Consider the following 12,987-nt stretch of genomic DNA (forward strand, 5'->3'; position numbering starts at 1 on the left):
GAGTATGTGCAGGTGCTGCGGCTGATGGAGACCTTCGATCTCTCCGAAGTAACTCATGCCATCGAAGATGCCTTGAAGTTGGGCACGATCAGCTTTGATGCAGTCCGCCATCTCATGCTGTGCCGCATCGAACGAAGACCGCCGCGACTGGACATGGAAAACTACCCACACCTGCCGTTGGCCCAGGTGCACACCACGCAGGCCGCCGACTACATGAGCCTGCTTGTCGAGGTGTGTGCATGAGCAACGATGCTTCGAACACCGCGACTCATACCTCCGACACGCCGCAGTTGCTGCTGGAACATCACCTGAAGGAACTGCGTCTGCCCACCATGCTGCGCGAGTACGATCACATCGCCCGACAGTGCGCGGTTGAGCAGGTCGACTATCCACGCTACCTGCTGCGCATGACGGAGTTGGAGTTGCTGGACCGCGAACGCCGCGCCATCGATCGCCGCGTCCGGCAGGCGAAGTTTCCAGTCGTCAAGACGCTGGACAGCTTCGACTTCCTCGCCGTGCCTTCGGTGAACAAGACCCTGGTGCTGGAACTGGCGAGATCAGAGTTCCTCGCTCGCCGCGAGAACGTGCTGCTGCTGGGCAACAGCGGCACCGGCAAGACTCACATCGCGCTCGCGCTTGGCCTGGCTGCATGCCAACAGGGACACCGCGTGCGCTTCACCACCACGGCGGCTTTGGTCAGTGAGCTGATCGAGGCCCGTGACGACGAGAAGCTGCTCCGTTTTCAGAAGCAGATCGCCAGCTATGAACTACTGATCGTCGACGAGCTGGGCTTCGTGCCCCTGTCCAAGACCGGTGCCGAACTGCTCTTCGAGATGCTCAGCCAGCGATACGAACGTGGTTCGACCCTGATCACTTCGAACCTACCCTTCCAGGAGTGGACCGATATCCTCGGCTCGGAACGCCTTACCGCAGCCTTGCTCGACCGCCTTACCCACCACGTCCACATCCTGGAGATGAACGGCGACAGCTATCGCCTCAAGCAGAGCCGCCGCAAGCGTCCCCCATCTTCCGAACGCTGACTCTACCCCCGAACGCGCCTCGGGGGAGAAGGGCCGCTTCCGCTACGCTCCAGCGCCCCCACTCCCCCGAATACTCAACAACCTGACTGCCAACTACTGGCCTACTTTTACTCCGCCCCGTTGGTCTGGTTTTACTCCGCCCTTGACAAGGTCCCTTACGACTCGACAAACATACTCCTCCAGCAATCTGGAACGCAGTGCTGGCTGCTTAGCCGCACAGGTGGAATAACCCCATCACGGCCATTCTGGCTATTTGCACCAGAGCCCGCAGAAGTATGTCACGGCGGTCTACCGGTCGGAGTTGGCTATGCGGTTGCAGGGGTTGGGCTATCAGCTCGAACGTGGTGAATACGGCCAGCCGGAGATCAAGGGCTATTCGAAGGAGTATCTTGAAGCCTCCAGCCTCCGCCGTGAGCAGATCCAGGATTACAAGCGGGAGCAGGGGCTTGACGGTGCGTCGGCGGCGCAGATCGCCGCGCACCGGACGCGCGATCGCAAGGAGCTGCTGTCGCCTGAGGAGGTCCTCGAGCGGCATCGGGATCTGGCCGCGCAGTACGGTCATCAGGCTGATCGCGTCGTTGCCCAGGCGAGGGAGCAGGGGCATACGCACGCATACGAACCCGACATTAAGGTCGCGCAGCAGGCCGTGACCTATGCCCGCGATCATCTCTTCGAGCGTGGGGCCGTCCATGCCCAAAAAGACATTCTGGCGTCGGCGCTTGATCGAGGCATGGGGCAGGCGACTTCCAGCCAGGTGCGGGAGGAGTTCGAGCGCAGAGTTCAGACTGGGGAGTTTCGTCAGGTCGATGTTGGGACCGGACCGCAGTACACGACCGCTGCGATGCAGCGTCTTGAGCGCGAGACCATCTGCCACATGCAGCAGGGCAACCGGCGCGGTTTCGAGGACCCGATGCTGGTCTCTCCGAACATCCGGATCGCGACGGTGGATCGTCATTCGGAGCTGAATGCCGGTCAGCGTAACGCCGTCGATGAGGTCTTTCTATCTCGGGAGAAGATCGTCGGTTTGGATGGAGTCGCAGGCGGTGGCAAGACCACGACGCTGGCTGTGGTGCGCGAGGGTGCCGAGGCCTCTGGGTACACCGTGGAGGGTTTTGCGCCTACGTCGAGGGCCGCGCAAAAACTGGCCGAGGCGGGCATCGAGACCAAGACCCTGCAGGCGCATCTTGCCCAGGGGCAGCGGGTGAACACAGGCGAACATCGTCTCTATGTGGTGGATGAGAGTTCGCTCGCGTCGACTAAACAGATGCACGAGTTCATGAGCCGCCTGCATCCGAACGACCGGGTCGTCTTAGTGGGCGACACGCGCCAGCATGAGTCGGTCGAAGCGGGCCGCGTCTTCGCGCAGTTGCAGGACGCGGGCATGAAGACGGTGAAGCTCGATGAGATCGTACGGCAGCGCGACCCGGAGCTGAAACAGACCGTCGAGCAGCTTGCGCGTGGCGATGTTGGCGCGGCAATAGAAGGGTTGGACCGGCAGGGCCGCATCCACGAGATCAAAAGTCATCAAGAGCGTATTGCTGCGATAGCGACGGAGTATGCGAGGTCGCCGGAGAGCACGCTGGTCGTCTCGCCCGACAACCGCTCCCGCACCGAGATCAATCGGGCCATCCATGCCGAGATGCAGTCAGAGGGTGTTGTCGGCAAAGACGAGCATCTCGTCCAGGTCCTTGTCCCGCGTCAGGACCTCACCGGGGCAGATCGCACCTGGGCCGAGCGGTACAACGTGGGTGATGTGCTGCGCTACTCGCGCGGCTCCAAAGAAACCGGCATCGGAAAAGGTGAGTACGCAACGGTGAAAGACATCGACGCGGCCGGCAACCGGCTCACCGTAGAGACGAAAGACGGCACCGAGCGCAGTTACGACCCGCGCCGTCAGCAGGGCGTCTTTGTCTACCGCGAAGAAGAGCGGGCCTTCTCCACCGGCGACAGGGTGCAGCTCACCGCGCCCTCACAGGAACTGAAGGTTGCAAACCGCGAGCTGGGGACGGTGGAGGGCATTGGCGAGGACGGGCGGCTGTCCCTCAAGATGGACGGAGGTCGCACGGTCGAGATCGATCCGGCGAAACATCCGCATCTCGATCACGGCTATGCGGTGACCAGCCATTCCAGCCAAGGACAGACCGCCGATCGCGTATTGATCCATGTCGATACTGAGCTGGGGGCCAAAGACCTGCTCAACAATCGCATGGCCTATGTCGCTGTCTCGCGCGGAGCCTATGACGCGCAGCTCTTCACCAACGACAGCGAGAAGCTGGGTGTTGCGCTGGGAAGAGACGTCTCGCACCAGAGCGCACTTGCGCCGGAGATGACGTCCCAGAAGTCCATCCAGCCCCGGCACGAGATCGCGGCGGAGAGCGAGCACAGTTATAGCAGAGGGATCAGTAGGTAATCTGCTTGCCCCGGATCTCCCCTAAAGGCAGGCTATAGATTTGACGCTCTTCGAGCTTGGAACGGGTCCTTGCGCACATTTGGAGAAGGCGAACCGAAAAGAGCCGAAGAGAAGCGAGGTTCATATGCGCCGCCGAGCCTGTGAGCTGGCGACCTCCCAAGGCTTCTAAAATCAGCAACAGATTAGCGGCTCTAAGCGCAATTGAGCAGGATCACCAAATGTGCGCAAGAGCCCGGAACGAGCAAAAGGCCGCTCGTCCCACAAACCCACAGCCTCGGCGGCGGGAAATCGAGATTGCAGACTTTGCGGGAACTCGATGGGCCAGAAAAATCAGGATCGTAGGAGGTCACGACTTGAGGGCTAGATTGGACGTATTGAAACTAGGAGATTCGATGAATACGAATTGAAAGTACGGGTATATTTGATCCCGGTTCGACATCCAGCCGTGTCAAGCAGACGGGGCACTCGAGACGCCAGTTGTGTGTTATCGAATGGCAGTGTGGGCATTTAGCTTCATTAACATAGCGCATTGCTACCCTCCATAAAGCTCCTCGGAGTGGTGCAATTCGAATGCGTCTCACCGATGACATTTACGCTATCTTTCGTCGCCGAAAGGCGCCATCCCCTGTAGGTGGCTATGAACGAACGGAATGGGTACGGGGAGCCTCACGATTGCTCAAGCGTACTAGATCAACATGAATTCAAACGACCGTCAGGCTGCCTCGGTCACCGCAAACACAACTTCCGGGAGATCAGATTCATTCCGAAAACTTGTCGCGGCGGTAATCCTGCATTTCTAAACCTTGGTCATCGACTGGCGAACGCTCGCGGGAATCGTACGTCAGCGGGTATCGTATCGATCGGGCGCTTCGACTGAATGGAACGAAAAGACAAGGCACAGACGTGGTCCTCTTCTTCCCTTTTAAGACCGGCTTCCATGAGCTTTGATGAAATCGTTTCTAGGCAGGCGAGACAGATCGAATCGTGCGATCCGTCTTGTTTTTGTCTGTGCATAAAGGTATTTGAACTCGGATTTGTCATTCACTTCACCTATGAGGTTGGAATCTACAGCGTCGACTGATTCGTCGTCTGTCTTCATTTGCTCAGCCGGCCCGTTTTACACCAGACGAAGCGAAAGATCGATCAACGCGAGGTCCGTAAGCATCCAACTGCGGAAAAACGACGTTATGCGCAACTTCGACCGCAGCAGGCCATCCGGGAGACCCATCCGCTGCCTCCAGGTCCTCGTACTTGCCGACCACAAGGCTTTCGAGGAAGAGTTTGGGTTGAGCCTTATTGTGCAGACTGTGCGTCCGGCGTATGCCAACATCTCAGGATGAAGATCAAGAGAAAAACGACAGGGTCCGAAAAGAAGCTAATTGCCAGCGTTGATAAGGAGATGCAGGAGCCACGATTAGCAGAGTCCGTCCGCGAGGCAGAGCAAAGAACAGGTTCGCCAGCCACCGAGCAATCAACTGCTCACGCAGCGTGGCTCGTCCCGCCGCAGGTGCATTGAACATCTTCTCTTGAAGAGGGCCACGTTCAAGACCGCATTAATTGGGCAAGTTCGGCTCTAAGGGCTCCGAGGTTTTCTTCGCACGCTGGAGAATAAGTAACTCGGTTACCGAAAACGCGGCGTAGCTCTGATCGGAAAACTCGACCATGATCGTCTCATCGTCGATCAGACCGATATTGACAAGCTTTACTGACATAATCCTCCTAACCCTGTGATCCTTTGAGCGACCCGGATCGTACCAACGCAATAGACTCTTGAGAATCGACGATATGCCAAGACTCTGCGATTGCTACCGAACCTCCGAAGTGGCCAAAAGTGATCATATCCGTCCGTCATGTCCATGACATACTGATTCGGCCAGTTGAGCAAGAGGGCATCCGATGACCGAAACCGCTGTGCCAAGAGTTCTAGTCGTTGACGACGACGACAACCTCCGCGAAGTTATGACCTTGATTCTCGAACAAGGAGGGTTTCAGGTAAAGTCCGCCTGGGATGTGAACAGTGCGCTCGGACTCATTGGCTGTCAGACCTTCGACGTATTGATTAGCGATCTTCACATGCCTTCCGCTGGGGATGGCCTGACGGTTGTGAGTGCAATGCGCCATTCAAATGCCAAGGCCGTGACGATCATCTTTAGTGCGTATCCGGAGATGAAGGCAGCCGCCTCAGCCATCTTGGCCCAGACGGACGACATCATTGTGAAACCAGCAAACATAGGGAACTTGGTGGAGCTAGTGCGCGAAAAGCTCTTGAAGGGGAAGAGTCCACCACGAGTCCTGGCGAGCTTAGCGACCATTCTCGAAGAGTGTTCGGAGGCGACAATAGATGACTGGCTTTCTCGTGTTCGCAAAGAAGACCAGGTGCTTACGGTGTGGCTGGATGACTCTATCCGAAGCGCGCATCTTCCCCAACTCTTGCGCGACCTAGTGTTCCGACTCAGACATCCCCAACCTTTGGGCAGCCGCGCACTGGCTTCCCCCTCCGCTGCCGAACACGGGCCGGCTCGGAGGGTTCAGGGATACACCGCGTCAATGATGGTCGAAGAATCGCGGATGTTGCAAGTGAGCATCTTCCAGCCCTCCAAAACAACCTGAATCGAGTGAACTTCAGCTTGGTTTTGGTGGGCGTCATGGAGATAGCTGACGAGGTAGACTCACAACTGGCACAAGCGATGACAAGCTATGTGGCTCAGTCGAAGATCGACGCTCTACCAATCACTGCCTAATCGGCCACTATCCGGCGTCAACGTCTTCAGGGGTACCTATTCGTAAAGTTTGAGCGGGGCGGAAGTAATGGGACTGTGGATCGTACAGGTGGATAAACTTGCTGAAACGAGCCTGTCCGTCTACCTTTCGGATGGCTCGACGGTGGAAGTAACGCTCGATGATCTTCTATGGATTCGGTCCCAGAGCGAACACGATGCTCAAGCCGAGTTGAATTCGTCAAAATGGGATTAGAACAGCTAAATGAGGACCACGGAGCGATAGCTTTTTGCTGCGTATCGGTCGTTTATAGAAAACGACGTTATTGAAATGACCCATGACAAGCGAAGTTGTCGTAGGTGATCCTTGCTCGATGCTGGCTTGCAATTATCGGGCTGCCTGTCCCCTGACCACAACGACGTTGCTTCTGAATCCGGCCGCTTTCCAATAAACCTTGTAGTCGCGTGCCTCGGGGAAGTATTGGCGCAAAGAGAGACCTTTTCCAAATTGGTAGGTAGTGCCCGGACGGACGATGTCGTATCCACCTGTAGGTTTTCCACCCATCCATAACTGTCCCCCGGGATCGGGCGCTTGCTTATCGTCAATGACCAGCACCCATGAACTGGTCGCCGAGTCCAGAGTCTCATCAGAGTCATTCATCAACCGAAATGTAAGCGTCTCTAAACGATTATCCCCGTACCAGCCATGCTCCGCCTTCAGAGTTGCATGAAGACCAGCTTTACTTTGAGAAGACTCTCGCTGCGCGTTCTTCTGAGGTTGGCCGGACAGTTCAACACAGCAGCAACAAGCTAAAGCGAAGCAAGAAAACAACACAGCTACCCGGTGTTTATGTCGCATAGCTTTGCTCCTTCCTAGGTGATTGTCTCGCTCGCTCAGTGTACGTCTCGCACCAAACGTGCCGCAAACCTGTACTCACTGAAACGACCGTTTCAGACGAGTACGCGGCGTTCCAGCTCCGGGTCGCGTAGTTTCATCAGCCAAAGTCTAAAACCCCGGTAGTCAGAATCCTGTACACGAAGCTGCAGAAGGCCAACACTTCGACCGCGCATAGCAGGGCATCTATCCGTGCTTTCTGACTGTTTCTCACCTTTAGGAGAGAAAGCAAACCGGCCAAAGCGATTGCTAACGTTGAGAGCACGAGCCAAACGACATCGGCTCGGAAACCGCCGAGGCGAAAGCTGCCGAACAGATGATCAACCGCGCCCACTCTTGTCGCGTTTCCCTCGAACCAGGCTGACCAAGATAGGGCGATTCGAACAAGGTTGAACCCAATGATGCATCTGAAGCCGGTAAATTTCTGTGTTGGGGTGTCTTGCAGAATAGACCACTGTCCCGGAATCGGCATTCAGAGACTGCCATGACAGCTTGTTACTCCTGAAACGGACGTTTCGGCAAGTTTCGCGAACCAGCCAGGGAGTGCCAAGCGCCTCATACAAAGGGATGCTCGTCTTCAGCTCCAAAAATCTCTTCCGGATTGGGCAAAGGACCACTATAGTGGGCCTCTCATCTGAGTCGAGAGGTCATCCATGCCATTACTAAAGGCCATCGTTCTAGCCGTCGCACTCTTCCTAGCGACCCTGTCTCCGGCCTATGCGAACCCAACGCCGGCACCGCACTCTTCCATTCAGAGCAAGAAGCCAAGCAGCACTGTCCGAACGACACAGTCGTTCGGGTAAACACTAAAACTGGTGTTTATCACTTTAGGGGAGAACGATGGTATGGGGCGACGAAAGACGGAGCCTACCTCTGTCGGAAGGAAGCCGATGCGGAGGGTGACCGCATGACAAGAAATGGACAGTGAGGGTTTGACCGGCGCTCAGGCGAGGCGGTCTTCACCTATTCACGCATGGTAATGACCCCTGACACCGGAGTTTTCGTGGGTGGCGGAGAGGGGCCAGTTGTAGAATGTCCTCATTGCGCTGGCGCGTCCGGGAGAGTCCAGATGAGAGCATTTCTGTTCGCCGCGATCTTCAGCTTTGCCGCCTCACTCTCCGCTGCCACCGTACGTCCCAGCCTCAGCGGGACTGTCCTCGATTCAACCGGTGCTCCAGTCGTCGGTGCCACCGTCATGGTCTATCACGCCGGGGTCAAAGTCGGTTACAGTACCTTCTGCCCAAGCTGCTATACCGACTGCGGCAAACATGCTATCACCGACGCAAGGGGCGCCTTCGAGATTAAGGATCTTTCCCCCGATCTCTGGTTTACGCTGCTCGCAGCCCGCGACGGTTACATTCCCGAGATCACTAAGTCCATCGATCCTGTGAAAGCTCCGACTGTTTCTCTGAACCTCTCCTCCAAATCAGCGACCACCGATTTCAGTGGCACTGTTCGCGGTCGAGTCATTGAGGCCGACGGCTCGCCTGTTCGAGACGCGATCATCAATCCAACCGGTTTGATCGACGGAGCTGCCAGTACCTACGGCACCCTTCCCGGACTTCAACCCCTTTCCGTCACCAACAAAAACGGCGAATTCGAACTCACATATTCAAAACCTACGCCAAAGATGCTGCTCGAGGTTGAAGCCCGCGGCTTGGCTCCTCAGTTTGCCGTCCTGGAGACTGGACCCAACCGCCATACCGTAACCCTCGCAGATGGTGCCACCATCGTCGGACGGCTCGTTCAAAACGGTCAGCCCGTGCCTAACGCCCAGATTGGCCTTATAGCAAAAGATCGCGGCGGGTTCGGCGTTGACCTCAAGCTCCTCGGCAATCCGTATGAAGTAGTTCGCATAGGTACCGACCCCAAGGGCCGATTTGTTATTCCCAACGTTCCCGTCGCCATCGATTGGTACGTCTACGCCACTATGGATTCCATCTCAACCCTGGGGGCAGCCAGTCCAATCGAGATCCACGTCAGCAAAGATGGGCAGTATCTGCAAGCTCCGGACCTCATTATCAAACCAGGCTTTCACATCCAGGGTGCTGTCGTTACAAGCAACAAGAGGCCGATTGCGGACGGTATGCGCGTAATGCTCTCGTCCGACACAGTTTGGGATTTCAAGACTGTTCCCCTCGCCCCTGACGGCCACTTCGAATTCACCAACCTCCCGGCTGGAAAATACACCATAAGTGCGTCTGTTAAGGGCTACCACGACAACACGCCGCAGTACGGTCCCGCTCCCTTTTCGGTTGAGCACGACATCGACAACTTCACCACCACCATCTACCCGAACGTTCCCTAGCGATTCAAGGGTGCCCCTCGTTGGCTCTGTCGATTAGCTCTATGATTTTCTGCCAGGATGATTTTGGACTTACTCGACGCTCCTTGAGGTAGTACAAAAACGAACCCACCGAATGTTGGATGATCGAGTTACCGAACCAATTGGACCCGAGAGCTGCTTAGGGAATGATTTAGAGATCGGGCTCCCGCTCCGTCGTCCTTTGACCGACAGCTAATCTCCTGCAAATAATTGTCCGTCGGAATGAACTAAACGTTCAAAAGCTCCGAATCAATTAGTGAGGAGCATGAGTGAACGAACAGGAACAGTGGACGCGGATTGTTGCTGGTGACGCACAGGCGTTCACGGCTTTCTATCAGGCGACGGCTCCTCGGTCGTTGGCGTTTTTGCAACGCATGGTCGGCAGTCGTGAGGCGGTCGAAGATGTGGCTCAGGAAACATATGCCGGTATCTGGCGGCATCCGGGTGGCTACCGTCGAGAGTGCGGCACGGTGCGCGGCTATCTTTTCGGCGCAGGCCGCAAGCGCGCGCAGGAGTGGTGGCGGATGCGCGGTCCAGTGATGGAAGAGGTCGTCGAGACCGCCGCTGAGGCTGGCGTTGAGAGTCAGGCGATACTTCTCGACACCCTCGACTGCCTCCCTACCGAGCAGCGCACGCTGCTCTGGCTGCGCGAGATTGAAGGCTTATCGTACGACGAGCTTGCCGAAGCACTCGATATACCTTTGGGCACTGTTCGTTCGCGGCTTTTCACGGCGCGCGAGGCGCTGCGCCGCATATGGTTTGACGGCAGGAAAGGGGAACACAATGAGATGTGATGAAGTTGCCGAGTCCGTCTCGGCGCTCTATGATGGCGAAATGATTACGCATGAGGCCGCAGCGCACATCCGCACTTGCGACGCTTGTGCAGAACTCATGGAGCAGTACACCATCCTGGGCGCGACACTGCGCCGCGAGGTCAGTCTCGCCTTGGGCAACCTGCCCTCAATCCCGCGCTGGGAGACAAAAACTGGAATATTTACCCGCTTCTGGCGGAAAGGATGGGCGACCATGCGAGTTCCTCGTTTAGCTTTTGCGGCTTTGGTTCTAGTGGTCCTGCTCACGATGGGAGCTGAACTGAAAAGAGCTCGCGTGGGTGCTGAAAGCAACGGCTCTGTTGTGCTGGTGACCATTGATCGTGAGGATCAAAGTGTTTTCTCCTCCTGTGCGCTATCCCTGGTCAATTCCAGCAAGGACAGTATGGCTATGGGTGGAATTCTTGATTCTAAAAAAGACCTAGCAGGAGTCATCTCATTGAAGCTGGCTGGTCGTGTCGAGGGCGGCGTACGGCTTCTGGTAAGGTCCTATGCTGGCCCAGTTGCAACGACAGACACGAGTGATCTTGCCAAGCTGCCTGAACGCGAGGTGATCTTAAAGACCGGTGAGTCTCTCAAAGTCGCCGTTGGAGACTCTGGCACTCTCACCCTGCATGGCGAGTGGTTCGATCACATTCCGGCAGAGATTGGAATGGGAATCAAGAGTATCGATCCCGCTGCGAGCGAGTTGCGAATCCAACAGCCGGTTCTCTTGAAGGGAGATATGCGAATAGGGGAAGTCGACGGGTGGACGGACACGCCCTCTGGATTTGATAATTCAGCCTACGTAATTTTCCCGAAGACTGGCCGCTATCTCTTTTCGCTGTCGTCCACGAAGGATGCCATCGAGGGGAAAATTGAGAAAAACAGGATCACCTTCGAATATCAAGGTACGAAATACACTTTGTTGACGGGCGCTCCGATCGCCCGGCAGGAAAAGGTATGGGTAAGAGTGGAACCGGACTATGAAATGCCAGACCATCCTGGCAGCTATGGACTCGGCTCTATTAGCAACGCCACGCTGACTCGGGCAAAGTAGTTGCAGCCAGTGGCACCCAGACCGCAGGAGGGACTGGGTGCCTGATGAAACTATCGGAGAAGATCAAGATCATCTCGCTTCTCGCTTTTTACGCATGATAATCAGCGATGCCCGCGGTGCGGCCGCACCTGAGGATGAGAAGGGTTTCCGTTGACCGGAAGCTTGAGTGTGGTGGAGACTTCAGGGGCGAACAGGTAAAGGGTCGCGGACTTATTGGTGGTTTGACCCCGAATGATAATCTGGCCCGCCGGCGGCTCACGTACACCTGACTGGTGCCTCTTCTGAACCCGTAGAACAATATGCCGAGCCCGCCGCCGGCTGCTTGTCCGCACTGGAGAAGTAGATGATCGAAGCTATCCTTGAACGATGCGCCGGCATCGATGTTGGCAAGAAGTTCGTCGTGGTCTGCGTTATGACTGGTAGCGCAAGAGACGAACCCCACACGCAGATCAAGAAGTTCGGCACGATTGTGAGCGAGCTTCAACGGCTTTCCGAATGGCTGGTTGCCGAAGGTTGCACTCACGCCGTGATGGAGAGTACCGGCAGCTACTGGAAGCCGGTCTTCAACCTGCTTGAGGCGCACGTCCGTGTGATCTTGGCGAACGCTGCGGACGTGCAGAACAGGCGCGGACATAAGACGGATCCAAACGATAGCCGCTGGTTGGCTCATCTGCTTCGCCACGGCATGATCCGGCCAAGCTTCATCCCTCCGTTGGCGATTCGTGAACTACGGGACCTGACGCGTCGTCGCAGGCAGCTCATCGGGGAGAATTCGAGGGAACGGAACCGGGTTCAGAAGGTGCTTGAAGACGCGAACATTAAGCTCGGTGACGTGTTGTCAGACGTCTTCTGTGTGTCGGGCAAGTTGATGCTGGCAGCGCTTCTCGACGGCCGAATGACCGCAGAGGAGATCGCTGATTTGGCCAAGAAGAAGGCCCGAGAAAAGATCCCGCAACTTGCGGCTTCCGTTGCCGATCATCGCTTGAGCGACCATCAGCGCTTTCTCATCCGGCATGCTCTTCGTCATCTTGAGTTCCTTGATGAACAGGTAGAAGCGCTCAACGTCGAGATCCGACGCCGCCTGACGGACTCGGCATTTGCCGAAGCGTTCCATCTGCTGCAGAGCATTCCGGGGATCAAGGAAGAATCCGCCGCCAGCATCCTGGCCGAGATAGGCGCGGACATGGAACAGTTCCCGACAGCAGCGCAACTCAGTTCCTAGGCTGGTCTTTGCCCGGCAAACCACGAAAGCGCTGGCGTCAAGAAGAGCGTTCGTACGAACCGGGGAAACGTCTGGCTGAAAACAACGCTCACGCAGAGCGCATGGGCAGCCACCAACCGAAAGGGATCACGGCTGCAGTCGCGTTACCATGCACTGAGATCGCGCTGCGGAAACAAACGCGCCATCGTGGCGCTCGGGCACACGCTGCTCAAGACAATCCACGCAGTTCTCTCAGCGAAGTTACCCTATCGAGAAGACCCTCTGATCACTCCGGACGACCGAAATGTCGAACGCGCCCAGCACCACATACGCTGCTTGAAGAAGCTCGGATACAACACGTTTGCGGTCGAGTAGGAGCTATCTATTCTCAGAACAATGCTCCTTGGTTTACCTAGTGAGCAGATCCGTGAAGTTGGACCGCAATAGGAGCTAAAAAGGCTGCCTGAAACCTAAACCCAAGACTTACTGTTCGGTTGCGCGGAGAAGGATGGCGGTCCCGAGAACAGCC

10 protein-coding genes and 2 pseudogenes are annotated in these 12,987 nt (G+C 56.5%); 10 read left to right on the forward strand and 2 right to left on the reverse strand.

The annotated features are described in order from the left end of the window. From HDF16_RS29055 to HDF16_RS29065, 3 genes and pseudogenes are all read left to right on the forward strand, one after another. Nucleotides 1–243, forward strand: a pseudogene (locus tag HDF16_RS29055) (IS21 family transposase); the annotation flags it as partial. After that, nucleotides 240–1,040, forward strand: coding sequence for an IS21-like element helper ATPase IstB (gene istB, locus HDF16_RS29060; RefSeq protein ID WP_184224305.1), 801 nt, complete (start codon nt 240–242; stop codon nt 1,038–1,040). The pseudogene HDF16_RS29055 and the gene istB, both read left to right, overlap by 4 nt. A 253-nt stretch (nt 1,041–1,293) precedes the next feature. Further along, a complete protein-coding gene (locus HDF16_RS29065) occupies nt 1,294–3,450 on the forward strand; it encodes an AAA family ATPase (RefSeq protein ID WP_246410467.1) in 2,157 nt (718 codons plus the stop codon). Nucleotides 3,451–5,003: 1,553 nt separating this feature from the next. Here HDF16_RS29065 and HDF16_RS29070 read toward each other — a convergent pair. Next, nucleotides 5,004–5,162 (reverse strand): hypothetical protein, encoded by a 159-nt coding sequence (locus HDF16_RS29070; RefSeq protein ID WP_184224308.1) that lies wholly within the window; start codon nt 5,160–5,162, stop codon nt 5,004–5,006. Nucleotides 5,163–5,346: 184 nt separating this feature from the next. On the opposite strand from HDF16_RS29070, the gene HDF16_RS29075 reads away from it, so the two are divergent. Then, entirely contained in the window at nt 5,347–6,060 is a 714-nt protein-coding gene (locus HDF16_RS29075) for a response regulator (RefSeq protein ID WP_246410469.1), read from the forward strand. Between the two features lie 495 nt (nt 6,061–6,555). Here the strand turns inward: HDF16_RS29075 and HDF16_RS29080 are convergent, their stop codons facing one another. Further along, complete coding sequence (locus HDF16_RS29080) at nt 6,556–7,026, reverse strand: hypothetical protein (protein WP_184224310.1); 471 nt, start codon at nt 7,024–7,026, stop codon at nt 6,556–6,558. Nucleotides 7,027–7,715: 689 nt separating this feature from the next. Here HDF16_RS29080 and HDF16_RS29085 point away from each other — a divergent pair. The 6 genes and pseudogenes from HDF16_RS29085 to HDF16_RS31740 all read left to right on the forward strand — a co-directional run bounded on the left by HDF16_RS29085 (nt 7,716) and on the right by HDF16_RS31740 (nt 12,833). Further along, nucleotides 7,716–7,865, forward strand: coding sequence for a hypothetical protein (locus HDF16_RS29085; protein ID WP_184224312.1), 150 nt, complete (start codon nt 7,716–7,718; stop codon nt 7,863–7,865). Nucleotides 7,866–8,131: 266 nt separating this feature from the next. Next, on the forward strand, nt 8,132–9,370 hold the full coding sequence (locus HDF16_RS29090) for a carboxypeptidase-like regulatory domain-containing protein (protein WP_184224314.1): 1,239 nt from the start codon (nt 8,132–8,134) through the stop codon (nt 9,368–9,370). Between the two features lie 287 nt (nt 9,371–9,657). Further along, nucleotides 9,658–10,182: a sigma-70 family RNA polymerase sigma factor gene (locus tag HDF16_RS29095; RefSeq protein WP_184224315.1), complete on the forward strand. Its 525-nt coding sequence runs from the start codon at nt 9,658–9,660 to the stop codon at nt 10,180–10,182. After that, a complete protein-coding gene (locus HDF16_RS29100) occupies nt 10,172–11,257 on the forward strand; it encodes a hypothetical protein (protein ID WP_221313386.1) in 1,086 nt (361 codons plus the stop codon). The genes HDF16_RS29095 and HDF16_RS29100 overlap by 11 nt, the downstream gene beginning before the upstream one ends. A gap of 343 nt (nt 11,258–11,600) precedes the next feature. After that, nucleotides 11,601–12,617, forward strand: a pseudogene (locus HDF16_RS29105) (IS110 family transposase); the annotation flags it as partial. A 48-nt stretch (nt 12,618–12,665) separates the two neighbouring features. Beyond that, nucleotides 12,666–12,833 carry a hypothetical protein gene (locus HDF16_RS31740; RefSeq protein ID WP_348641463.1) on the forward strand — a complete coding sequence of 56 codons (168 nt, stop codon included), beginning with the start codon at nt 12,666–12,668 and terminating at the stop codon, nt 12,831–12,833. The last annotated feature ends 154 nt before the right edge of the window (nt 12,834–12,987 follow it).

The organism is Granulicella aggregans, assembly GCF_014203275.1.
Lineage (GTDB): Bacteria > Acidobacteriota > Terriglobia > Terriglobales > Acidobacteriaceae > Edaphobacter.